Here is a 24,955-nt window from a genome sequence, read left to right on the forward strand (position 1 = left end):
GTGCATTGTATGACTCACACACAACATAGACTAAAAGGTGTGTTATTTGCAATTATAGGTGCTACTTTGTGGGGATTAGGCGGAACGGTTTCAGATCTACTGTTCAATCAACGCGGTTTAGATGTTGATTGGTATGTCACTGCACGCCTATTAATCAGCGGCGTCTTCTTACTCAGTCTTTATAAAATACGACGCCCTAAACAATCTATTTTTATTGTTTTTCGAAATCCTAGAACAATCGTTAGTTTGTTTATTTATAGTTTAATCGGTATGCTATTTGTTCAATACGCCTATATGGCATCGATCGCAACTGGTAATGTTGCTGTAGCTACCCTTTTACAATACATTGCACCTGTGTATATCATCATTTGGTTCGTTATACGTGGTCTCGATGTATTCCGTCCATTTGATATTTTAGCCATTGCAATGACATTAATTGGAACATTTTTACTTTTAACAAATGGATCGATTTCTCATTTAGTTGTATCTCCTACAAGTTTATTCTGGGGCATTATCGCAGGTTTAGCACTTGCGTTTTACACGATCTATGCCACAGGTTTGCTTGATAAGTTTCCATCTATTTTAATCGTTGGATGGGCAATGATCATTTCTGGTTGTGCCATGAACTTTAAACAACCTATTTGGGATGTTAGTTTGAATACTATGAGTGCGTCTACAATCGTTTATTTGATATTTGGTATTATTGCTGGGACTGCTTTAGCATTCTATTTATTTATCGATAGTCTCAAATACCTATCGCCTAAAGAGACAACATTATTAGGTACCATAGAACCAGTCATTGCAGTTGTAACAAGTGCCTTATGGCTTGATGTTACGTTTCAATCGATACAAGTGGTCGGCATTGTATTAATTCTAATCTTAATTTTAATGTTATCGCTTAAGAAACAACCTGAAGAGATATAACCAATGAAAAACGCCTAAGACGTTTACCATGATTAACACAAGTGGGATAGCATTTACGATGCATTAATTTATCCACGCGGTGAATCATTTCGTCCTAGGCGCTTTCTTTTATAGAATAATAGATTTAAGTTGTGTAAAGAATTTCTGTCTTTCTGGTAATGGGAAAATCGGATAAATGTGGAATAAATTATACCCTGGTATAAAATCATGTTCAATGCCTTTCGCATTCAACATTTTAGATAATTTTAAAGCATCTGGATATAACGTTTCTTTCGTACCGATGAAGATGGATAATCGTCCTAATCCTTCTAAATCACCATTAATCGGAGAAATTCTATAATCCTCAATTGGTAATTCACCTGCCCATAATTTGATGAAGTATTGACTACCTTCTATCCCCAACATAGGATCGATGCGTTCATATGTTTTAGCATCTGGATTGCGCATCGTACCATCTAACACTGGTGATAGCATTACGATATGACCCGGTTGAGGCAACGTCGTTTCTGCTTTCAAATATTCTGCAAATGATAATGCGATTTGTCCCCCTGCTGAGTCTCCCATAATAATGAGTTGATCTGTATGTTCAACTTTGGCAACCTGTTTATCATAAATGAGCTTTAATAATTCAAATGTCGTGCGGTAATCACGATGAGGCACTTTAGGATAAATTGGCATAATGACCTTCGCATCAAGTTGTCCTGCAAGTTCATCGATAAAATTAAAATGGTTCTCTAGCGGATCTTGGAACCACGCACCACCATGAATATATAACACCACTTTTTGTTGATGATTACATTGATCATTCACAATATATGTCACACAGCCATTCCAACTTTTTGTTCGAACATCATGTTTAAATTCATAACTTGTGCCACCATATTTACCGGCCGTAATTGCTTTAGTTTCTTCTAATGCTTTTTTAGCATCTGCCTCATTCTCAAATGTTTTTTTCATACCAGACATTCGTATATACTTTTCAGTTATATAACTCTTATAACTACGTTTTTCTTTTACTTTAATAAATGCTAATGTACCTAATATCGCAGATGTTGCTACTGTTAATACACTTTTTTTCATCGTCTTGATGACCTCCTATACATTTATATATTATAAACCTTAAATTCCAAATCATTTAGTAATTAACACTAAGAATATCAAACAATATTTTCAATTTAAGTCAAACGTGCTATCCTTATATCAATTATCTGAATTTTCAATTTAAAAGAGGAGGCAAGCATTGATGTCACGTCATAAAATTGTTCTTATAGGTAGTGGTTATGTAGGTTCTGCGTTTGCCCACGCAGTTGTAGCTAAAGGATTAGTCGACGAATTGGCAATTATTGATATTGACGAGGATAAAGCGAAAGCGGATGTATGGGATTTGAATCATGCTACGCCATTTGGTGATCACTTCGTTAATGTGCATGTAGGACAGTACGAAGATTGTAAAGATGCAGATATTGTGGTGATCTGTGCAAGTGCGAAACTTGCTAAAGGTGAAACACGACTTAAATTATTAGAAGATAATGTCGATATCTTTGTTCCAATGGTTCAACGTATTGTCGATAGTGGCTTTGATGGTTACTTTGTATTACCTTCTAATCCTGTAGATATTATGAGCTATGTCGTTAAACACGTCTCAAATTTCCCTAAAAATAAAATCATTGGGTCAGGTACTTCTTTAGATACGGCTCGTTTTCAATTCTTCTTAAGTCGCGCGTTTAATGTTGCACCAAATCAAGTATATGCGCCCATTATTGGCGAACATGGAGATTCGCAAGTCGCAGTATGGTCACATGCTCAAATTGCAGGTGAATCCATCCTAGATTTATTGCCATCTGATACAAATATTGAAGCGTTTAAAGCATCCATAGCAGAACAGACAACGCAAGTTTGTTATGATATTTATGTTCGAAAAGGCACAACCAATTTCGGCATATCGCTTAGTTTAGTTCGAATTGTAGAGGCGATTCTATTCAATAAACAGATTATCATGAATGTGTCAAGCTATTTAGAAGGCGAGTATGGACTGACCGATGTCTATATAGGTGTGCCAACAATCATTAACGGTAACGGAGCAGATAAAGTCTTTGAATTCGCTTTATCCGAAGATGAACACGCACAATTACATCAATCAGCCCAAGTGATAGCAACCTATCAACAACGTGCCGATGATATCATTCAACGTATGCGTAAATAAATAACGGACACATGGGATAGGGATAGAATTCAATTTGAATTCAAAGTTCCATCCCCTGTTCCAAAACAGCTATCATACATTAAATCCAATTGGTGTTCGAAACGTTGCATATCTATAAAACGTGCTTGACGATGCATTTCTTTACCATCCATAAAAATTAAATCTACAGGCACAGTAAATATAGATAACTCACCTGCAATTGCTTCGATATCTGATTGGTTTATAATGGCAAGTTCTGCATGAGGATAAGTAGCTACAATATCCTCAATTTGAGGTAACACCGCATGGCATACCGAACAATGATTTCGCATTACATGAACAACTACTAGTTGATGGTCTTTAATAAATTGATGAAAAGCTTCAATAGTACTCAAATGCTTCGTCATTTTCTCACCCACACTTTCACTTATTTTAATAAATCTTGAAATACTTCTGGCATCTTAGTTATTCTTTGACGTTCTAAATCAAAGAAACCACCCGTTTGATATCCAATACAATGCACTTTATCTCCGGAAGAAATTTCAAATTTAAATACCCATTTCATTCTTCCACCTTGAACAAACCAGCATCGTCCTACTGGCTTATCATGTATCGTTATCGGAACTTTATATTCTATTTCTGTTTTCATTAATATTGGCGATATATGTTGCTTCATCATTTCTGAGAAGGTCATGTAGTTATTAATGAATATTGTACGTAGATCTTCAAACCAGCGAATATATACAATATTACTCACGATACCCATCGCATCAATGTCGTAATTATTTACTTCAATCTCTTTTTCAGCTACTAATAAGCCTTCATTTTCCATAGATATACTCTCCTTTAAATCATCTTTCAATTATATTTTACGACGATTAAATGCATTTTTCATCCACTTTAACTATAAATTTCATGATGGCAGACTTATATATGTCAATTTTATTATATATTATTTTTATTAAATACATAATCAAATTAACATGCTATAATTATTGTGAAATAATTCACAATTAACAGGAGGATGATTCATTTGAAAGCTTATATTTATGAAAAGCCAGGTGTCGCAAAACTCATTGACAAAGAGAAGCCGGTTGTTACTGAAAGTACAGATGCTATTATCAGAATGGTCAAAACGACGATTTGTGGTACGGATTTACATATTATTAAAGGGGATACACCTGAAGTGCCTGCAAATACAACATTAGGTCATGAAGGTATTGGTATTGTTGAATCTGTTGGTTCAAGTGTCAACAATTTTAAAGTTGGCGACAAAGTTATCGTGTCTTGTATTTCTTCATGTGGCAAATGTTATTACTGTAAAAAAGGCATCTATGCGCATTGTGAAAATGATGGTGGTTGGATTTTAGGTCATTTAATTGACGGTACACAAGCCGAATATGTTAAAGTTCCTTTCGCAGATAACTCTTTATATCATGCACCAGAGTCTTTACCTGACGAAGCATTAGTCATGTTATCCGACATATTACCTACTGGATATGAAATTGGTGTATTAAAAGGGAAAGTGAAACCGGGTAGTACCGTTGCAATTGTTGGAGCTGGACCAGTCGGATTAGCTGCATTATTAACTGCACAATTTTACTCACCTTCTAAAATCATTATGATTGATTTGGATGATAATCGTTTACAAACTGCGAAAGAATTAGGTGCAACGCATACTGTTAATTCTAGCAATGTGGAAGAAGCTATTGCGCAAGTCAAATCACTGAATCATCGTGGTGTAGACGTAGCAATAGAAGCAGTCGGTATTCCGCAAACATTCGATTTATGTCAAAAATTAATTGGCGTCGATGGCACAATTGCTAACGTAGGTGTCCACGGTTTACCGGTTCAATTCGATATCGATAAATTATGGATTAAAAATATTAACGTAACAACAGGACTTGTGTCTGCAAATACAACTGAAGAACTGTTAGAAGCTTTGAAAAGTAAAATTATCCAACCTGAACAATTGGTTACACATTATAGTAAGTTAAGTGATATTGCACATGCCTATGATTTGTTTAGAAACGCTACAGATCATAAAGCGATTAAATTACTTATCGAGAATGATATAACACAATAATCCTTAATCATCACTTTATATTATTAATTTCTATAAGACCTTTAACCATTCTAACCATTGATTTCAAAATGCATAGTCATTGGTTAAAGGTCTTTTTTACATAGAATCCAATTATAATTATCAGAATGATCTAAATTTAATCTCATTTTTTATTTCAATTGGTGTTAAAATGGATTTATTCAACTTTTCGAGGGGATAGATGGTCATTGTTCTCTTACTTACTGTTTATTACTACCATGTCATTCACACCTGGACCTAACACCATCATGGCGATGTCCGAAGGTCAACGTAAAGGCTTCATAAGCGCTTTACCTTTTAATTTAGGTGTTTTCATAGGTATTTTATTTACACTCGCAATTACTTTATTATTTTCAGAGCCACTAAAACATAACCATAGCTTTATTATCATTATGAAGATTGTTGGTACGCTTTATTTATTATATCTTGCGTATCATGTATTGATTTCAAAGCCTGATAATGTAAAAGAGGCATTAGATCGTCCTGTACTTAAAGGTATCCTCATTCAAGCTACGAATGTTAAAGCAATGTTATACTTTTTAACTGGTTTAACAACATTCACATTACCTGATGCTTGGAATTCTACTTTTGGACGCTCAATTTTACTTATTGTCATCGGTATTGCTGGTGCAATCGTTTGGAGTCTATTAGGCCAAGTGATGAATCGAATCTATCAACAACATTATAAAATCATTAATATCGTTATCACAGCTTTATTACTTTATAGTGCTGTGGAACTTTGGTAGTTCATTTTCCCGATTAAAAAACCTCCTGTCATTATTTCTGACAAGAGGTTTTTTCAAGATTATTTAATTTTCATAATTGCTTTACCTGGGTCTACTGATTCAACATCTTCTACTGTTAATGTTTTATCTCCCAAGTTTGTAATAATGATTGGTGTTACTGTACTTGGTGCATGTTCTTTTAAGTATGCTAAGTTGATTTTCATTAAAGGTTGACCTTGTGTAACTGATTCGTCAGCATTTACAAGACTTTCGAAACCTTCACCGTTTAATTTCACTGTATCAATACCAATATGAATAAGTACTTCCACACCAGATTCAGATTCTAATCCGATTGCGTGTTTCGTTGGGAAGATAGTTTTAACTGTACCATCAAATGGTGCTACGATTTCTCCTTTTTCAGGTACAAATCCAACGCCGTCACCCATCATTTTTTCTGAGAATACTTTATCAGGTACTTCTGATAATGGAATAATGTGTCCAGTTCCTGGTGCATAAATTTCTGTCTCTTTAATTTCTTCCACGTTTATAGGTTCATCTGATGTTTCTTCAGTAACTGTTGTTTCACTTGGTTTAGTGATTTCACCTTTCATGATAAGTGACATATCATGTTTAATTTGATCTGATTTCGGACCGAAGATTGCTTGCATATTATTACCTACTTCAAGCACACCTGAAGCACCTAACGCTTTCAAACCTTGTACATCGACTTTAGATTTATCATTTACTTCAACACGAAGACGTGTGATACAAGCATCTAAATGTTTGATATTTTCTTTACCGCCCATTGCGTCTAATACATCAAATGGTAATCTTGCTACACTTGAGTTACGAATTTCTTGTTCTTCATCTTCACGGCCAGGCGTTTTAAGATTGAATTTCTTAATTGCAAAGCTAAATAAGAAATAGTAAACAACTGCATAGACTAAACCAACTGGAATAACTAATAACGCATGCGTACGATCCCAGTTTAATAAACCATAAAGAATATAGTCGATAAATCCACCAGAGAAAGTCATACCAATCTTAACATCAAGTAAGTGCATGATTAAGAATGATGATCCTGCTAAAAATACATGAATAACATATAATAATGGTGCTACGAATAAGAATGAGAATTCTAATGGTTCTGTAATACCAGTTAAGAATGATGTTAAAGCAGCTGATAACATTAAACCACCAACTACTTTTTTACGTTCAGGGCGTGCATTTTTATAGATTGCTAATGCAGCAGCTGGTAAACCGAACATCATAAATGGATATTTACCAGTAGTAAATGCACCTGCTGTGAATGGTACGCCATCTTTCAATTGAGCCATCCAAATACGTTGGTCACCGCGAACGAGTTCACCTGCATGGTTTGTATATTGTCCGAACTCGAACCAGAACGGCGCATAGAAAATATGATGTAATCCGAATGGAATTAATGAACGCTCAATAATACCAAAGATAAATGTTGTTAATGTTAAGTTCTTATTCAATAAGAAGTTTGATAAGCTATTTAACCCTTCTTGAATTGGTGGCCAAACGAAACATAATGCAATACCTGTGATGATTGCAACTACTGATGTCACGATTGGCACGAAACGTTTACCTGCAAAGAATCCCAAGAATGGTGGCAATGTAATATTGTAGTATTTGTTATAACACCAAGCAGCAAGCGCCCCCATAATGATACCGCCGAACACACCCGTTTGAAGTGTTGGAACACCTAAAATTAAGGCATATGCTGGTAGTTTATCAGCTTGACTTAATTCTTTAGCGCCATTAGCGTAACTATAAATATCATCAATTGTGATATGCATAATTTGACCCATAGTGGCATTCATAATTAAGTAACCTACTAAAGCTGCTAAAGCGGCAACACCGTCTCCACCAGCTAATCCAAGTGCTGTACCCACTGCAAATAGCAATGGCAAGTTATCAAATATAATTTGTCCAGCCGCTTCCATAACAGATGAAATCATCACGAAGACGTCCATTTTTAGCCACGGTGCAATGCTAACAAGTTGTTCATTGTGCATCGCATTACCGAACGCTAATAAAATCCCGGCAGCTGGTAAAATTGCAACTGGTAACATTAAGGCTTTACCGATACGTTGCAATTGACCGAAAAATTTCTTAAACATAATCCTTATTCCCTTCTACCTAAAATTTGAACACGATAACATAAAAAAAGACATAAGCAATACTAAGAAAAGTAAGTTTGAGAAATGCATAGCGATACAGTGATTTAAAATCATGTACACTCGTCCCTTTAATTTCTCTTCTACTTTCAAAAATACATCTCTAAGTAACCCAAATTATGAAATGTATTTTTACTAAGGCTATTCCATGCCTTAGTCTCATTGATTGCTTATGCCTAATTTAATAGTAACACGCAGTTCTTTTTTTCAATTAATTTATATTATATACCTATGATAAAACGGTTTCAATACTTTTTAAATAGAAATTGCCGACAAAATCAAAGTTTTGTCGGCAATTTTGTCTCAAGCGTTATGAGAGCGCTGAATATTTATTATAAGAAACGTTTAGCAGCAACTGAAATTGGTGGCATTTCGTCGAAGTCTAATTTTTTATCTTCAGTAATTGATCTGTAAGCCCATTTACCATAATTAATTGCTTCTTCGTTCACAATTTTACCTGGTAATGGTGCAGCATTTGGATCAACATGTACGTCAACAATAGTTGGTACATTTTCATTTAACGCTGCTTCTACTACTTCATCAATACGGCTTGGGTCTTTTAAGACATAACCTTTACCACCAGCAGCTTCTGCGAATTTAGCGTGATCCATATCAGAGAAGTCAATGGCATATTCTAATTCACCAGCAGCTTGTTGTTCATATTTAATGAATGATAATTGTTTGTTATTCATAACAAAAATTGTCACTGGTAGGTCATATTGAACAGCAGTTGCAAAGTCTTGCATTACCATTTGGAATGCACCGTCACCACTAATAGAAATTGCTTGGCGTTTAGGGAATGCAATTTTAGAAGCAATTGCGCCTGGTAGACCGCAACCCATTGTACCTAACCAAGAAGAAATAATAAATTTATTATTAACTGATAAGTTTAGGTAACGTGTTGACCAAACTGTAGACGTACCTACATCAATTGAGAATACCGCATCGTCATCACTATATTTGCTAATAGCTTTCATTAAGCGTTCTGGACGGATTGGCGTACTTTCTTGATTCATGTCTTGTTCCATCCATTTATCCCAAACAGCTTTACGTTCTAATGTTTTTTCTAAGAATGCACGTTGTGGTACGTGTTTAATGCTATCAGTTAATTGGTGGAAAGCAAGTTTAGCGTCACCAACGATACCTACGTTGACACTGAAACGATGACCAATGACATCTGGGTTTGTGTCGATTTGAATAGCTTTAATATTTTTCTTAGGTAGGTAATCAACGTATGGATAGTTTGTTCCTGCCATGATTAATAAATCGGCATCTTGAATTGTTTGATAAGATGTTTTTGTACCGATTTTACCTAAGTTACCAATGCTATATGGGTGATCATCAGGAATGATTGTTTTGGCTGGTAACGTATGAATAACTGGAATTTTAGCTGCTTCAACAAATTCACGTAATTCATCTTTAGCATTTTGTGCACCTACACCAACGATCATAACTGGTTTTTTACTTTTATCGATTAATTTTGCAGCTTTTTTAATGCTACGTAGTGTTGGCGTTGGCGCTTTAGGTTTAGTAGTATCTATAGCACGGTTTGTAGTGTCTTTAATTTTTTGAGTTAATAAGTCGTTAGGACATACAACTACTGCGACACCACGTTTTTCGTATGCAGTACGAATTGCTTCGTTTACAATTTCAAATACGTTGTCACCTTTTTTAATTTGGTGGTTGTATACAGAAACATCTGAAACCATATCTGTAATGTTTGTTTCTTGGAATGCTTTTGTACCTAATAATGTACTGTTTGTTTGACCTGCTAAAATTAATTGAGGAACACGATCCATTTTTGCATCGTACATACCATTTAATAAGTGAACGATACCAGGACCACCGATACTTAATGCTACCCCAATTTTTCCTGTCATTTTAGTGTATGAAGCTGCAGCTAAACTTGCTACTTCTTCATGACGCACATGATAGAATTTAAATGAATCTCTAACTGTACGTAAACTATCTACTACTGCGTCAATTGAATCCCCAGGAATGCCATATAAGTGGTCAATATCCCATGCTTCTAACGCTTTTACTAATGCTTCGTTTGCTTTTATCTTCGCCATTATTACAATAGCCCCTTTCTCTTTTTCAACGAGTACTAAGTATATATTCCCTTTAGTAGAACAAAATAATCATGATTGGAATAAGTATTGAACTTATGACAGCAGTCAATATCATTCCAATTGAACTGAATGCACCGGATTCAATATCGTGTTCTAATGCTTTTGCGGTACCGAACGCGTGTGATGCATTCCCATATGTTAAACCTCTCGCTATAGAGGTCTTAAAATTACCTACTTTCAATAACATTGATCCCATCATACTACCGATTAGTCCTGTAGTGATGATGAATAAGACTGTTATCGTATCCGTACCACCTAACTCTTGTGAAACTTCAATACCAACAGCAGCTGTTATTGAACGTGGTAATATTGTTACGATGGTTTCCTCGTCATAACCCAATAAGTTCAACGAGGTAAACACTAACACAAAATTAAGTATTACGCCAACCATCACGCTCGTAAAGATAATACTTAAATTTTCAATGATTTTATGTCGATTCTTATATAGTGGGTAAGCTAAACATACAACAGTGGCATTTAATAGATGGTTAATCCACTTACCACCTGTCATGTAATCATGATAGTTTTGATGTGTTAACAATAATACGATAATGACGCCAACTGAACCAACTAATGCTGGATTCAAAAATGGATTATCGTATTTTTGTTGTAGTTTTTTTGCAGCAAAATACATAACGACGGTTAACAATATCATTAAGATTGCTTGAATAAGTGTCATACTATTGATGACCTCTCTTAACGTTAGGTTGTTTAACCATCTTTTCAGCAATGTAACCAGAAGCAAGTGCAACGCAACTTGTACCTACAATAATTAATAAGAAGAAAATGATATAACTCTTCGTGATATCAGACACAATATCCATAATACCTACAACGGAAGGTATAAAGAAAAACACCATTGTAGCTAATAGGAATTCTGCACCTTCAGATATCCAATTCATGCGTATCACTTTCAACTCAAGTAAAATGTACAACAATATCATGCCTACGATACTTCCAGCTAGTGGTATATGCAATAATGTTTGCAACAAACTACCTAAGTAACTAATGACTATGATAATGGCAATTTGTATGATAACTTTTGAAATAAATAATATTTTTTTCAAGATGACTGACCTCCCACTAAAATATGTCGAAATTGTTACAGTAATTTTTGAACCTATATTCATTATTCTAATTCAACGTTCAAAAATAGAAAAATATTCATTTTAAATACGACCTATAGTTTTTTTCTATGTAATCGCTTTAACGATTATCATTAGTAGTTTCAAATAATGTGTTTATATTGTGAAAAATGTATTCAAACCTTCATTTTGATTACATAAAAAAGTTGGAATGCGAATACACATTCCAACCCTTAAATAAAACATATGATATAAGACGTTATTTTAGTTTATATAATTGTATAGACCTATGATTTTAATCATATTTCAATCGCTCACTCATAAAACCTATCCATTTAGATGTTGCATGACTTAATAGTTTATCTTTTTTCCAAATGGCACCTAATTCCCAGCTCATACCTGTATCTTCAATTTTAATACTTTTAATATTATCTTTGAGCATATTTGCAATATGTTCTGGTAAGATACTAACACCTAAATGTGCTAGCAATAAGTACTCAATAAAGTTCCATTGCGAAACATTCGAAACTGTATTTGGAAGAAAACCTGCATTTTTAGCTGCAGCAATAATTTTATCATTGAGGTAAAAATCTTCGTTAAATAGTATAAAATCTTCATTCTTCAACTCAGCCATCGTCACTGAATCACGTGTAGCAAGTTCATGCTCTTTACTTACAACCAACCTTAAATCTTCACTGTATAAAGGTAAATAATCAAAGACATTTTCATCAATCGGAATAGTTGTAATACCAATATCAATTTGGTCATTGATCAGACGTGTTTCTATCGATTTACCGCCACTCTCATTTAAATTGTATGTCACGTTAGGATACAGTTTATGGAACTCACCAAGAATATAAATAAATTGTTGCATATCCATTACTGCTGACATTCCAATGTTGATATGGCCTGTTTCCAATCCCAATAGTCCATTAATTTCAAAAGGAATATTATCATATAAGGCAATAATTTCTTCACATTTTTTGTAGAATATTTTACCTGCATCCGTGAGTACGAGATAGCGTTTTTGACGATCAAATAATGTCATCTTTAATTCATTTTCAATATCTTTAATCGCTTTACTAATCGTTGGCTGAGCGATATATAAAGATTTTGAAGCATTTGTCATACCACCTTGATTTACCACTTCCATAAAATATTTCATATGTTTGATATCCAAATGCTCACCCTCTTTGTTCATTATTATAATTTCATTATACACGAAATATTTTTGAGAAAATAAAAATATTTAAAGTAAAACTATATGTTTCCATGCACTATGATATTTAAATTTCAATGTTTGACCCTATATGTTTCCTTTTCAAAAAATGTTATAATCACATAGGCTCAATTTGATTAAAGAGGTGAGGCATTGAGCTTTTACGAATTTATGCAAAATTTTGTTGGTGATGACACACCATTAGGTGAATTGGTAAATTGGATTAATCAAGATAGCAATTTCCCTAAAGACGTGAAGAGCCAAGTAGAAGTATTGTCATATTTTCGAAATAATCCATGTCCAGAAAACATACCCGTGACTATCGTTAAAAGAGCATTGGCTGTTTTTAACCAATTCACAAATGTATGATTTCTAACTTGTTATTATACATCATGGACGTATCATCTCACTAAGCGCCTTTATGGCGCTTTTTTTGGGAGTGGGACAGAATTCTAATTCAATTCGTTGTCCACCCTCGCATTTGAAATTAAAAGTCTTTCGAACTTTAAAACATTACTATGCTACTGTGTGAAATTGTGCAAATTTACTTTAATGTAAAATAAGTTACAAATTACACTGTTATATTTCATATATATTACAGTTATTTGTATAATTCGTTTCTTATATTGTATTAGACCTTTTTAACGAATATGATTAATACAGTTTTTAATTCTTTTATATTTTGAGGAGAACACAATGAAATTTAAAAAATTATTTTCACGTCTTTTACTCGCTACTGGAATCATGTTCGCAGGAACTTTTACATATCAAACGATTGAACACACGCACGTATCTGAAGCCGCTTCTTATAATTACTATACGAAAGGTCAATGTACTTGGTGGGCATATCAACGTCGTGCTCAACTAGGTAAACCTGTATCAAATCGTTGGGGAAATGCTAAGAATTGGTATTACAACGCACAACGCTCTGGTTATAGAACTGGTCATACACCTAAACGCTACGCAGTAATGCAATCTACTGCAGGTTATTATGGTCATGTTGCTGTTGTCGAAGCCGTATATAAAAATGGAAGTATTAAAGTTTCTGAATATAACTATAATAGACCAAATGCTTACGGTACTCGTTACTTAAGTAAATGGTCAGCGCGTAATTATAATTACATCTACTAAATGAAATCATGACATTAAATGAATAAATAAAAGCCACTACCATGAGTAAGGTACTTAAATACAGTCCTTAAGTCATACGTAGTGGCTTTTCTATATATCATTATTGTCGTAAATCTTCTAAAATTTGTTGCGCTGTCTCAGTGTTTGCTTTAGGCGCTTGTTTTAATGCTTCGGCAACACGCGCGATTTCATCACCTTTAGCGCCTACAACAATGGCTAACGATTTGTATTGTAAGCTCATATGGCCTTTTTGGATACCTTCAGAAACTAACGCTCGACACGCTGAAAAGTTCTGCGCTAATCCCACGGCAGCAACAACTTGACCTAGTTCTTGTGCTGATTGAACATTTAATAATTCGAGTGAAGCTTTCGCAATTGGCAACACTTTTGTACCGCCACCAACAATAGCTAATGTCATCGGTACTTCTATCGTTCCAATTAAACGTCCACGTTCTTTATCATATTTCCAGGTTGCGATACCTCTATATTGCCCATCACGACTTGCATATGCATGTGCGCTCGCTTCAGCACCACGTGTATCATTCCCTGTTGCTAAGACAACTGCATGGATACCATTCATTACCCCTTTATTATGAGTTGCTGCACGGTGGATATCAACTTGTGCTAATACTGAGGCACGTTCCATGCGGTGTGCAACTTCTTCTCCAGAACGATCACCTTTATTTAAATCATTAATATCAATTTCACCTTGTACACGTACGACTGAGGCTGTCGCATGGTTAGACAAAATACTCATAAGCACATCACGATTTGGAAATTCATTCTTTAAATGTGCTGTAATAGCTTCTAAAATCGTATTAAGCATATTGGCACCCATTGCATCTTTAGTATCAACAAAAACCTTCAATGACAATAGTTGATGTTCTGGAAACGTATCGATTTCAATTCGTCTATATCCACCGCCACGTTCTATAATTGATGGATATGCTTCAGCTGCAATTTGCTTAATTTGTGGTTCTAATGCTTGAATGTCTTGAGCTAAAGCCTCTGTATCGTTGACATCATCAAAGACGATTTGACCAATCATTAAGCGTTCACTTTTAACCGTCTTAAAACCACCTGTATTGTTGACTAATTTGGCACCATAACTTGCTGCAGCTACAACAGAAGGTTCTTCAACCATCATTGGTACAACATATGCTTTGTCATCAACAATAATTTTAGGTAATAAACCTACAGGCAACGTTCCTTGGCCTATTACATTTTCGATTAAACTATTCGCAACCTCTTCATTAATTAATGGATTATTTAATAATACATGATAGTTGTCATCTGTTAGCCAACCATAATCAACGAGTTGTTTTAATTTATCTTCACGAGATAAATGTCGAAACGACTTATCTAATTGCTTCATACTATTATTCCCCTTTATCGATCATTAAAGCGATGCCTAGTCCGCCACCGATACATGCCGTTGCAATACCAGAGCGTTTATTCTCTTGTTCAAGTGCATTCACTAATGTTGTGACAAGTCTAGCACCACTTGCACCAATTGGGTGTCCTAATGCAATCGCACCACCATAAATGTTTAACTTGTCATCTGGAATATGCAAATTATCTTTAACTGGTATACTTTGTGCCGCAAATGCTTCAGTCATCTCTACAATATCGACATCATCGATTTTACTATCTGTTTTATTCAGTAACTTCTCAACAGCATAGAATGGTGCATAGCCCATATATTGAGGATCGCAACCTACTTCAGCATAGTCTCCAACAATACCAAGAATGTCATACCCGTGTGCTTTCGCATACGATGCTTCCATCAAGATAAGCGCAGATGAGCCATCGTTAATACTTGAAGCATTACCACCTGTGACTGTGCCATCTTCTTTAAATATTGTCTTTAATGTTGCAAGTTTCTCAACACTACTATTTGGACGCACACCTTCATCTGAAGTCATTTCTTCACCTTCAGCGTCTGTCATGCTAATAATTTCATTGTTAAATTTACCTTCTTGAGTCGCTTTTGCTGCTTTTGCTTGTGAATGATTTGCAAATTCATCTTGCATTTCACGTGTGATGTCGTATTTTTCAGCGATATTCTCAGCTGTTACGCCCATTGGTACATAATGAAACGCATCTGTTAACCCATCGTGCATAAAGCTTTCAACAGGTTCTTGACCCTCTTTTAAAATTAATTGAGGGGCATTGGTCATACTTTCAACCCCACCGACTGCAACAACATCCGCTTCGCCTAATTGAATTAACTGTTTCCCTAATATGATCGCTTTAAGCCCAGAACCACATACTTCGTTAATTGTCATAGCTGGTGTTGTATCAGGTACACCGGCTTTGATCGCAATTTGGCGTGCTGGGTTTTGTCCTACGCCACTTTGTAATACGTTACCAAAAATAACTTGTTGTATGATATTAGGATCAATGTTCGCAGCTTCGATGGCACCTTTCAAAGCTGTCGTTCCTAATTCAACTGCAGAATAATTTCTTAATTTCCCTTTATATCTACCGATTGGTGTTCTTTTAGCACTGACTATAGCAATTTTTTTCATTCTTTATCTCCTTATATGTAGTTTATATATAAATTGTAATTTAGTTATTTAATTTGGTAAAATAACTATTAATATGATTATTAATAATAGCCGATAGAAGTTTTCTCAAACTCAATGTTATACCATGCGGTTTCACGTATTTTATTATATTACGCTATTAAACGACATGCGTTATTACATTTAACTATTAGAATGAAAACGCTTTCTATTAGTGAGCATTTTAAATGAAATTGTCACAAAAAGCTACTATTAATATGAATTATAAAAATTAGAATAATGAAAGGATGTAGTGCCCGTGAGTATAGGAATTGATAAAATTAACTTTTACGTCCCTAAATACTATGTAGACATGGCTAAGCTTGCAGAAGCTCGCCAAGTTGATCCAAATAAATTTTTAATTGGGATTGGTCAAACCCAAATGGCAGTCAGTCCAGTATCACAAGATATTGTATCTATGGGGGCTAATGCTGCTAAAGATATTATAACAGATGATGATAAAAAACATATTGGAATGGTCATTGTAGCGACTGAATCTGCAATTGATAATGCCAAAGCTGCGGCAGTTCAAATACACAATTTATTAGGTATTCAGCCATTTGCACGCTGCTTCGAAATGAAAGAAGCTTGCTATGCTGCAACACCTGCCATCCAATTAGCTAAAGACTATATTGAGAAACGTCCTGAAGAAAAAGTCCTTGTCATCGCAAGTGATACAGCACGTTATGGTATTCAATCTGGTGGTGAACCAACACAAGGTGCTGGCGCAGTGGCTATGTTAATTTCTCATAATCCTAGTATTTTAGCCCTAAATGATGACGCTGTTGCATATACAGAGGATGTTTATGATTTCTGGAGACCAACTGGACATCAATACCCATTAGTTGCAGGAGCTTTATCTAAAGATGCCTATATTAAATCGTTCCAAGAAAGTTGGAATGAATATGCGCGTCGTGAAGGTAAATCACTATCTGACTTCGAATCATTATGTTTCCACGTACCATTTACTAAAATGGGTAAAAAAGCATTGGATTCTATTATTAATGATGCCGATGAAACAACACAAGAACGTTTAACTTCTAGTTATGAAGATGCAGTATACTACAATCGTCATGTAGGTAACATTTATACAGGTTCATTATATTTAAGCTTAATCTCATTATTAGAGAATCGATCACTTAAAGGTGGTCAAACAATTGGATTATTTAGCTATGGCTCAGGTTCAGTTGGAGAATTCTTTAGTGCCACTCTAGTTGAGGGTTACGATAAGCAATTAGATATTGATGGACATAAGGCATTATTGAATGATCGTCATGAAGTCTCAGTTGAAGACTACGAAAGTTTCTTTAAACGTTTCGATAATTTAGAATTCGATCATGATACGGAACAATCAAATGACGACACATCTATTTACTATTTAGAACGTATTCAAGATGATATTCGTCAATATCACCGTCCTGAATAACATCATTCATAGTAAAGAGGCGTAAGAGACATGCACTTTTAGCAAGGTGTCTCTTATGCCTCTTTTTATTTATATTCACTATGATCACGGTTTGGTTGAATGTTTAGGTCGATACAGGTGAGTCATGTCTACTTGTTCAAGTTCGAGTAGTTTGATTTTATGATTAATTGTGCCACCATATCCTGTTAAGCTACCATCTTTTCCAACTACACGGTGACATGGAATAATAATTGAAATAGGATTGCTACCTACTGCGCCACCCACTGCTTGTGCAGACATATTGGGTTTACCGCGTTCTTCTCCTACAAGATGTGCAATCTCACCATATGTTTTTAATTGACCATATTCTATGTGTTGTAATTTCTGCCATACGCTTTTTTGAAATTCAGTACCTTCTGGTTTAAGCGAAAAATCAATAGTCGGACGCTGTCCATCAAAATATTGATTTAACCATTTAACTGCTTTTTTGAAGACATCTAGCTCCGGATTAGTAGGATGTGTCACTGTCGTGTCCTGATATTTATAAAGTAGATGTGTGAGTGACTTGCCATCACTAATGAGTTCTAAATTTTGCACGGGTGATTCGTAAAGCATTGAATACGCCATCAAACCCCTCCTTTCTGACCATTATGACGAAGTTTGATGCCAATGTACAACGGGAAGTATGTAACAATACTTAAATAATGGGGGTGTACCTGTGGCTGGTTTAAATAAAGATGATGTTGATTTGCATTTCAATACAAACCGATTTAATGAAGATAATCATGCTAAACAAATTTCATTCTTCTACAAAGCCCTATATCAAATCAATGATATTGTATTAGGCATTATATTCTTGATAGGAAGCTTTTTATTCTTTAGTGATCAAACTATGATTGCTGGCACAATATTATTTGTGATTGGTAGTCTTCAAATGACTGCAAGACCTGTAATTTCTTTTGTTCATGATATGAAACTATCAAGATATTACAAACGAAAGTATAGTCAACACGTTACCGAAGAGACACATAATCATTAATAAAGTGCAGTCTGGGACAAAAATAATATAATGAAGCTATTTTGCAAATTCGCAGTAGCTGACTGAACTGAGAAGGCGCTTAAATCGAGCTTTTCTCAGTTCTAGTCATCCTTGCGGGCGGGGCCCCAACAAAGAGAATTTCATCAAGAAATTCTACAAGCTAAGCAAGCTGGGGTGGGACGACGAATTTAAAAGAATTCTGTCCCACTCCCCACGCTTTATTTGTGTTAGAACCAATCTTTCTTTTTAAAAAGTGTAATGAGTGATACAACAACTATGATCGAAATAGCGATAAAGACAAAGTAGCTATAATGCCAATTGAGTTCAGGCATATAGGAGAAATTCATGCCATACCATCCCGTTAAAAATGATAATGGAAAGAATATGGATGAAATAATCGTTAACACATTCATCACGCCATTAATTCTATTAGAACGATAAGACTCATTATTATCTTTGATATCATCTGTAATATGTTCACATGCCATTAACGTATCGTTCTGCCTTAATAACCTACTATGAATATGCTTAATCAATAACTGATACTCGTGTGATACGTTTAATGATGTTTCATCTATCATTTCATTTAGTAGTTGTTCCATTGGGATCAATATACGCTTTAATTTAATAATTTCAGAGCGAATGCGATAGACATCATCCATTAATTTACGGTTATTAACTTTATCTACATTCTGATTTTCAAAAGAAAAGACAATGTCTTCCACACGATTGACATAGTTAAAATATTCCTCTGTAAATCTATCAATCATGACGGCTACCAGTTCAGTTACAGTTATCTCTTTCGGCAACGTATTGAATGACGAAATGATGTCTGATAAAACCTTCATGGGATATTTATGTACGGTAATCATCCAATTATGCTTTACAGTTATACTTAGTGGTTCTGCTGAAAAATCATTGTGATTTATCGCATGGAGTATGAGATATAAATGTTGTTTATGCGGATGGGTACTTATTTTAGGTCTTGTTACTGTAAATTCAGACGCTTCTATGTGGTGTTTAGCAATACTGAACCGTTGCGTCAGTATTGCTTGATCATTTTGAGTTGGATTTTCGAAATCAACCCATACAAGTCTAGCATCTTCAGGTATAGCTGAAAATGTACATGCAGTATGAAAACGATGTGCTTGGTCTTGATAGTGGACACGGATTGCCATAGTATCTCCTACTTTTTATATCTTTTATTCTTCCATACCACTTTTCAGAAAATAAAAACAAAAGGCTAAGACACACAGAAAGTCGCATTAAATACATTGCTTAAATCCGTTAATGTCTTAACCTTAATTCCCAACCATATTACACGTGTAAAGTAATCACATTAGTTTTGATTAAAATTATATAATTCATGACCTTTGTCTTTAGCATATTCAATGGCTAAAATTTCTAAAACGTTAATAAATGCTGGTTCATTTTTAACATTGACATATTGGAATTTCAAATTGTAATCTTCAGCTGTAATTGATTTTATATCGTCTACATTAACCCCTTTTTGTTGAGCTAAGCCTTTTTTAAATTTAGTCGTCCCTACACCTGATTTTAAATTATATTGACCTAATTTATTAAATAAATCCTTAGTAATTAGTTGATAACCTGTAGAGTAACCACCAGTTTGTCCAACGAAAATAGGCGTTTTCTTATCAAAAATAACATAAACGCCAAATTTATCTTGAACCTTTTCACGGTCTTCTTTACTAAATGTTAGCGCGCTCTCTTTATCATATTTAAATAATTTCTTAAGTTGCTTCTTATTATCTTCTTTAATTTGATCTAATTGTTTACTGCCTTTCATAATTGAAAATCCTCCCATACAGAACTCGTTTAATATCATTCGTTAAGCAATGTTTCTATTTGCATAACATATACCCTTTCACAATGCTTTGAAACGCATCGTCTAAATCATCGTACACGATATTTCAGAATTTTCATATCAGTTTAATTTTTATACGTTATTTACATCTTTAATGTAAATACATGTTTATTTATGTATTTATATAATCTATAATTAGATATTATGTTTCTATAAAATGATTAGATTCTTCTATAGATGTTAGGGGAGAACAATTTTGAATGATAAAGACTTACGGGTAATTAAGACCAAAAAAGCATTAACAGATAGTCTATATTCGTTGTTAGAAGAAGAAGCATTTTCAACTATAACGGTAAATATGACTTGCAAAAATGCTGGTGTGCATCGCACGACGTTTTACAAACACTTTTATGATAAATTCGAATTATTAAATCAGCTATTGAAATTAACACATGATGATTATTTTGCGACTGACATTAAAGAACGTTTGAATAATCCTTTTCAAACACTAGCCAATACATTTAATAAAGAAGAAATATCTAGAATTGAACATAAACAATTCAATGATAAAGCATTTTATGAAGCGCGCAATAACTATTTGATTGAAATCATGCAGAACGACTTCAAAGCAAACATGCATCGCATTACTGTTGACGGTGTCGTTCCTAAGAGTTTAGTATTCTATGTCTTCGGTTCCGTGCTAAATGCATTTATGGATTGGAAAAAGGATGAAAATGTAGAAATCAAACCTAAGCAAATGGACCAAATTTTTCATAAACTTATCAATGTCAAAGCACACGATTAAATCAACATGAGGAAGTAGGCATCAAAGCTACTTCTTCATGTTTTTTTATAGTCGTCAATAGGTATTAATCGCTATTTATTATAAATCAATATATAATGGCATTGGTTATAAACTAATAAAAAGGGGTTAAATCATGACTGAATTATTTCCATATTTAGCATTCGAAAATGCAAAAGAGGCAATATCCTATTACGAGGACGTCTTTGGCGCTACAAACGTTAAAAGATTAGACATTAGCGAAGCACAAGCAGAACAATTTGGCATGACGAAAGAACAAGCTGCGGACGCTACTATGCACGCAGAATTCGAAGTATTAGGCGTCAAAATCTTATGTTCCGATTCATTTGGACGTGTAGAGAATATTAATAATGGTATTTCACTGCTTATCGATTTCGATGTCAATGATCATAACGATTCAGATAAAGTTCAACAATTTTACGATAAAATTAAAAATCACGACTCTGTAAACATCGAAATGCCGCTTAAAGAACAATTCTGGGGTGGAAAAATGGGTGCCTTCACTGATAAATATGGCGTACGATGGATGTTACACGGGCAAGATTACACACAACTTAATTCATAATCCACATCATTTTCTGTTTTATTTCATTAACAATGCGCTGTAATAGAATCTATAATATAAGGGAGTGGGACTGAATTCTTTTTAAATTCATCGTCCCACTCCCAGCTTTATATTTATAAAATGTTTTTTGATCTTAGAACATTTCTGAAACGACTTTTTGTTCTAAGAAGTTTAATAAGTAGTCTGGACTACCTGTTTTGGCATCTGTACCAGACATTTTGAAGCCACCAAATGGATGATAACCTACAACTGCTGCAGTACATCCACGGTTAAGGTATAAGTTACCTACATCGAATTCATTCACTGCTTTAATCCAGTTCTCACGATTATTCGTAATCACTGCACCTGTTAAACCATAGTCTGTATCATTCGCAATTTCAATTGCTTCTTCGAAATTATCAAATTTAGTAAAGCCAACCACCGGACCAAAGATTTCTTCTTGCATTACTTGGTCAGATGATTTTAATCCTGAAATAATGGTTGGTTTAATGAAGTAACCTGTTGAATCATCAGCTTCGCCGCCAATTTCAATTTTACCTTCTTTACCACCAATTTCGATATATTTTTTAATTTTGTCGAATTGTTTTTTATTAATTACAGGACCCATAAATGTATTATCTACAGTATTGCCAACTGTTAATTCTTTTGTTAATGCTACTGCTTTTTCTAAGACTTCATCATAAACTGAACTGTGTACGATAGCACGTGAACATGCTGAGCATTTTTGGCCAGAGAAGCCAAATGCTGACGTTACGATTGACTCTGCAGCTAAATCCGTATCAATATTTTCATCAACGACAATCGCATCTTTACCGCCCATTTCTGCAATAACACGTTTTAAGAATGTTTGGCCTTCTTGAACCACTGCACTACGTTCATAAATACGTGTACCAGTTGCACGAGAACCTGTGAACGTAACAAAGTGTGTATGCACAGAATCAACTAAATAGTCACCAATTTCTTTAGGATCACCAGGTACAAAGTTGACAACACCTTTAGGAAGACCTGCTTCTTCTAAAATTTCAATTAATTTATACGCAGTTAATACTGTATCTTCAGCAGGTTTCAATAGAACTGTATTACCAGCTACTACTGGTGCTAATGTTGTACCAGCCATGATCGCAAATGGGAAGTTCCAAGGTGGAATCGTTACACCTGTACCAATTGATTTATAGAAGTACTTGTTATGTTCCCCTTCACGGTCTAATACCGGTTTACCATCTGCTAATTCCATCATTGAACGTGCATAGTATTCGATAAAGTCGATACCTTCAGCCGCATCGCCTACTGCTTCATCCCAAGGTTTACCTGCTTCGTATACCATAACCGCAGAAATTTCTTCTTTACGACGACGAATAATTGCTGCTACACGTAATAATAATTCTGCACGATCTTTATGTGACCATTGACGCCACGCTTTATATGCTTTATTTGAAGATTCAAATGCTTTATCAACATCTTCCTTAGTTGCTTTAGATACTTTAGCAATTAATTCCGATGTATTAGCTGGATTAATTGAATCAAATGTATCATCTTTAGTAATGTGCTCACCGTCAATCACAATTGGAAGTGTTTGACCAAATTCACTTTTAACTTGTTCTAACGTTTTTTGAAATCTTTCTACATTTTCTTGTACTGAAAAATCAATCCCAGGTTCATTTTTGAAAGGTACTACCATTCTTAATTACCCCCTATGTATTTGTAAGAATTATAAAAATCAGTAAAACATTGACTTACTTAAAATGATAATTTGTATCATTAATTTCATTCTACTATGCTTCGGGTTATTTTTGCAATCGCTTACATACATATTATCTGAAAAGTTTTAATTATTAGTCAGATGTGGTGTTTCACTCAAAAACACATGCGAACGATATTATTATAATTTTATATTTTTATAAAAATAAAGTATAATAAATTTACACAAATTAACGACATCAAGAAAAGGAAGTACACAAATGAAAGCATTAATTACAGGCGGAGCAGGATTTATTGGCTCACATGTAGCCGAACATTTTGTTAAGCAAAATATCGAGGTACATGTTATCGATAATTTAAGTTCAGGATACTTACATAATATTCCCTTTGTTAATAAAGAACATATTTACGTTAAGGATATCACCGATTTTGAGTTTGTAACGCAATTAATACGTCAAGAGCAATTTGATTATGTTATTCATTTAGCAGCCATGGTGAGTGTTGTTGAAACAATTGAGAAGCCATCTTTATCTAATCAAATTAATATTGATGCCACAGTTCATCTTCTAGAAACCATTCGAACGTACAATAAGCAAATTAAAAAATTCATATTTGCCTCATCGGCAGCCATTTACGGTGATCTACCAAGTTTACCTAAATCCGTTTCTCACTCAAAACCATCGCCATTATCTCCATATGCAATACAGAAATACGCTGGAGAGCAGTATGCTAAGATTTATCATCATTTATATGATATGCCTTGCGCTTGTCTCAGATTCTTTAATGTTTATGGTCCAAGACAAAATCCTAACTCGGATTATTCAGGTGTCATCTCAATAATGAATCATAAATTTACGCATCAGACTGAATTTACTTACTATGGTGATGGTGAACAAACTCGTGATTTTGTTTACATTGATGATTTAATTGCCGCTATGTGGCTTGTGCTGAATACTCCAGCAACAAGTGGTTCAATATTCAATGTAGGTACGGGCATACAAACAAATCTGAAAGCAGTTTTTAAAGCGTTTGAAAAGGGCTTCAATTACAGTATCCCATACCAATTTAAAGCACCAAGACTTGGAGATATTAAACATTCTTGTGCTGACATTACACCACTTGAATCATTGGGTTATCATCCTCAATATGATATAGCTAAAGGCATTCAATCTTATTTGGCATATAACAAAGAACATAAAGTAAAATTATAAAAGCATCGACTCAGATAAATTAAAAGCATCTTGTTGCAAATGCCCTTTTAATTCAGTCAACTACTGTCAATATATTTGTAGGGAGTGGGACAGAATTCTTTTGAATTCGTCGT

At 34.5% G+C, this 24,955-nt stretch carries 25 protein-coding genes; 11 read left to right on the forward strand and 14 right to left on the reverse strand.

The genetic code is table 11. The features are described from left to right. Positions 1 to 9: 9 nt before the first annotated feature. The gene (locus HMPREF3239_RS03625; protein ID WP_239469306.1) at positions 10 to 924 is read left to right on the forward strand and encodes an EamA family transporter; all 915 of its coding nucleotides are present in this window, start codon (positions 10 to 12) and stop codon (positions 922 to 924) included. A gap of 108 nt (positions 925 to 1,032) precedes the next feature. Here HMPREF3239_RS03625 and HMPREF3239_RS03630 read toward each other — a convergent pair whose 3' ends face one another. Next, positions 1,033 to 2,004 (reverse strand): alpha/beta hydrolase fold domain-containing protein, encoded by a 972-nt coding sequence (locus tag HMPREF3239_RS03630; RefSeq protein WP_070854742.1) that lies wholly within the window; start codon positions 2,002 to 2,004, stop codon positions 1,033 to 1,035. Between the two features lie 163 nt (positions 2,005 to 2,167). Here HMPREF3239_RS03630 and HMPREF3239_RS03635 point away from each other — a divergent pair, with 163 nt between their 5' ends. Further along, the gene (locus tag HMPREF3239_RS03635) at positions 2,168 to 3,127 is read left to right on the forward strand and encodes an L-lactate dehydrogenase (RefSeq protein WP_070854743.1); all 960 of its coding nucleotides are present in this window, start codon (positions 2,168 to 2,170) and stop codon (positions 3,125 to 3,127) included. 29 nt (positions 3,128 to 3,156) lie between these two features. On the opposite strand, the gene HMPREF3239_RS03640 is transcribed toward HMPREF3239_RS03635, so the two are convergent. Beyond that, entirely contained in the window at positions 3,157 to 3,513 is a 357-nt protein-coding gene (locus tag HMPREF3239_RS03640; RefSeq protein WP_053028833.1) for a thioredoxin family protein, read from the reverse strand. A 20-nt stretch (positions 3,514 to 3,533) separates the two neighbouring features. Further along, positions 3,534 to 3,938: an acyl-CoA thioesterase gene (locus tag HMPREF3239_RS03645; protein WP_053028834.1), complete on the reverse strand. Its 405-nt coding sequence runs from the start codon at positions 3,936 to 3,938 to the stop codon at positions 3,534 to 3,536. 201 nt (positions 3,939 to 4,139) lie between these two features. Here HMPREF3239_RS03645 and HMPREF3239_RS03650 point away from each other — a divergent pair, with 201 nt between their 5' ends. Together HMPREF3239_RS03650 and HMPREF3239_RS03655 are read left to right on the forward strand one after the other, a co-directional pair. Beyond that, complete coding sequence (locus HMPREF3239_RS03650; protein ID WP_053028835.1) at positions 4,140 to 5,192, forward strand: zinc-dependent alcohol dehydrogenase family protein; 1,053 nt, start codon at positions 4,140 to 4,142, stop codon at positions 5,190 to 5,192. A 206-nt stretch (positions 5,193 to 5,398) separates the two neighbouring features. Further along, positions 5,399 to 5,956 carry a LysE family translocator gene (locus tag HMPREF3239_RS03655; RefSeq protein ID WP_256323734.1) on the forward strand — a complete coding sequence of 186 codons (558 nt, stop codon included), beginning with the start codon at positions 5,399 to 5,401 and terminating at the stop codon, positions 5,954 to 5,956. 59 nt (positions 5,957 to 6,015) lie between these two features. Here the strand turns inward: HMPREF3239_RS03655 and ptsG are convergent, their stop codons facing one another. From ptsG to HMPREF3239_RS03680, 5 genes are all read right to left on the reverse strand, one after another. Then, complete coding sequence (gene ptsG, locus HMPREF3239_RS03660; RefSeq protein ID WP_070854744.1) at positions 6,016 to 8,082, reverse strand: glucose-specific PTS transporter subunit IIBC; 2,067 nt, start codon at positions 8,080 to 8,082, stop codon at positions 6,016 to 6,018. Between the two features lie 389 nt (positions 8,083 to 8,471). Then, on the reverse strand, positions 8,472 to 10,211 hold the full coding sequence (locus tag HMPREF3239_RS03665) for a pyruvate oxidase (protein WP_070854745.1): 1,740 nt from the start codon (positions 10,209 to 10,211) through the stop codon (positions 8,472 to 8,474). 52 nt (positions 10,212 to 10,263) lie between these two features. Further along, entirely contained in the window at positions 10,264 to 10,950 is a 687-nt protein-coding gene (locus HMPREF3239_RS03670; protein ID WP_070854746.1) for an LrgB family protein, read from the reverse strand. A gap of 1 nt (position 10,951) precedes the next feature. Then, on the reverse strand, positions 10,952 to 11,338 hold the full coding sequence (locus HMPREF3239_RS03675; RefSeq protein ID WP_070854747.1) for a CidA/LrgA family protein: 387 nt from the start codon (positions 11,336 to 11,338) through the stop codon (positions 10,952 to 10,954). Between the two features lie 313 nt (positions 11,339 to 11,651). Continuing rightward, complete coding sequence (locus tag HMPREF3239_RS03680; protein ID WP_053028840.1) at positions 11,652 to 12,536, reverse strand: cidABC operon transcriptional activator CidR; 885 nt, start codon at positions 12,534 to 12,536, stop codon at positions 11,652 to 11,654. 192 nt (positions 12,537 to 12,728) lie between these two features. Between HMPREF3239_RS03680 and HMPREF3239_RS03685 the strand changes: the two genes are divergently transcribed. Further along, positions 12,729 to 12,944: a sterile alpha motif-like domain-containing protein gene (locus HMPREF3239_RS03685; protein WP_053028841.1), complete on the forward strand. Its 216-nt coding sequence runs from the start codon at positions 12,729 to 12,731 to the stop codon at positions 12,942 to 12,944. Between the two features lie 327 nt (positions 12,945 to 13,271). Then, positions 13,272 to 13,706 carry a CHAP domain-containing protein gene (locus HMPREF3239_RS03690; protein WP_070854748.1) on the forward strand — a complete coding sequence of 145 codons (435 nt, stop codon included), beginning with the start codon at positions 13,272 to 13,274 and terminating at the stop codon, positions 13,704 to 13,706. 100 nt (positions 13,707 to 13,806) lie between these two features. On the opposite strand, the gene HMPREF3239_RS03695 is transcribed toward HMPREF3239_RS03690, so the two are convergent. Beyond that, the gene (locus tag HMPREF3239_RS03695; protein WP_070854749.1) at positions 13,807 to 15,081 is read right to left on the reverse strand and encodes a hydroxymethylglutaryl-CoA reductase, degradative; all 1,275 of its coding nucleotides are present in this window, start codon (positions 15,079 to 15,081) and stop codon (positions 13,807 to 13,809) included. Between the two features lie 4 nt (positions 15,082 to 15,085). Beyond that, positions 15,086 to 16,237 (reverse strand): thiolase family protein, encoded by a 1,152-nt coding sequence (locus HMPREF3239_RS03700; protein WP_053028844.1) that lies wholly within the window; start codon positions 16,235 to 16,237, stop codon positions 15,086 to 15,088. Between the two features lie 295 nt (positions 16,238 to 16,532). On the opposite strand from HMPREF3239_RS03700, the gene HMPREF3239_RS03705 reads away from it, so the two are divergent. Continuing rightward, positions 16,533 to 17,699: a hydroxymethylglutaryl-CoA synthase gene (locus tag HMPREF3239_RS03705; protein WP_070854750.1), complete on the forward strand. Its 1,167-nt coding sequence runs from the start codon at positions 16,533 to 16,535 to the stop codon at positions 17,697 to 17,699. A gap of 84 nt (positions 17,700 to 17,783) precedes the next feature. Here HMPREF3239_RS03705 and HMPREF3239_RS03710 read toward each other — a convergent pair whose 3' ends face one another. Next, positions 17,784 to 18,305: a methylated-DNA--[protein]-cysteine S-methyltransferase gene (locus tag HMPREF3239_RS03710; protein ID WP_053028846.1), complete on the reverse strand. Its 522-nt coding sequence runs from the start codon at positions 18,303 to 18,305 to the stop codon at positions 17,784 to 17,786. A 91-nt stretch (positions 18,306 to 18,396) separates the two neighbouring features. Here HMPREF3239_RS03710 and HMPREF3239_RS03715 point away from each other — a divergent pair, with 91 nt between their 5' ends. Continuing rightward, positions 18,397 to 18,717: a YrhK family protein gene (locus HMPREF3239_RS03715; protein WP_070854751.1), complete on the forward strand. Its 321-nt coding sequence runs from the start codon at positions 18,397 to 18,399 to the stop codon at positions 18,715 to 18,717. 227 nt (positions 18,718 to 18,944) lie between these two features. On the opposite strand, the gene HMPREF3239_RS03720 is transcribed toward HMPREF3239_RS03715, so the two are convergent. Together HMPREF3239_RS03720 and HMPREF3239_RS03725 are read right to left on the reverse strand one after the other, a co-directional pair. Next, complete coding sequence (locus HMPREF3239_RS03720; protein ID WP_070854752.1) at positions 18,945 to 19,895, reverse strand: CorA family divalent cation transporter; 951 nt, start codon at positions 19,893 to 19,895, stop codon at positions 18,945 to 18,947. A 161-nt stretch (positions 19,896 to 20,056) separates the two neighbouring features. Beyond that, on the reverse strand, positions 20,057 to 20,527 hold the full coding sequence (locus HMPREF3239_RS03725; protein WP_070854753.1) for a hypothetical protein: 471 nt from the start codon (positions 20,525 to 20,527) through the stop codon (positions 20,057 to 20,059). A 274-nt stretch (positions 20,528 to 20,801) separates the two neighbouring features. Between HMPREF3239_RS03725 and HMPREF3239_RS03730 the strand changes: the two genes are divergently transcribed. After that, positions 20,802 to 21,350, forward strand: coding sequence for a TetR/AcrR family transcriptional regulator (locus HMPREF3239_RS03730; RefSeq protein ID WP_070854754.1), 549 nt, complete (start codon positions 20,802 to 20,804; stop codon positions 21,348 to 21,350). 133 nt (positions 21,351 to 21,483) lie between these two features. Further along, a complete protein-coding gene (locus HMPREF3239_RS03735) occupies positions 21,484 to 21,933 on the forward strand; it encodes a VOC family protein (RefSeq protein WP_053028851.1) in 450 nt (149 codons plus the stop codon). A 133-nt stretch (positions 21,934 to 22,066) separates the two neighbouring features. Here HMPREF3239_RS03735 and pruA read toward each other — a convergent pair whose 3' ends face one another. Beyond that, entirely contained in the window at positions 22,067 to 23,611 is a 1,545-nt protein-coding gene (pruA, locus tag HMPREF3239_RS03740; protein WP_053028852.1) for an L-glutamate gamma-semialdehyde dehydrogenase, read from the reverse strand. Positions 23,612 to 23,891: 280 nt separating this feature from the next. On the opposite strand from pruA, the gene HMPREF3239_RS03745 reads away from it, so the two are divergent. After that, complete coding sequence (locus HMPREF3239_RS03745; RefSeq protein WP_053028853.1) at positions 23,892 to 24,842, forward strand: NAD-dependent epimerase/dehydratase family protein; 951 nt, start codon at positions 23,892 to 23,894, stop codon at positions 24,840 to 24,842. Positions 24,843 to 24,955 lie beyond the last annotated feature (113 nt).

It is taken from the genome of Staphylococcus sp. HMSC34C02, assembly GCF_001838705.1.
GTDB classification, from domain to species: domain Bacteria; phylum Bacillota; class Bacilli; order Staphylococcales; family Staphylococcaceae; genus Staphylococcus; species Staphylococcus borealis.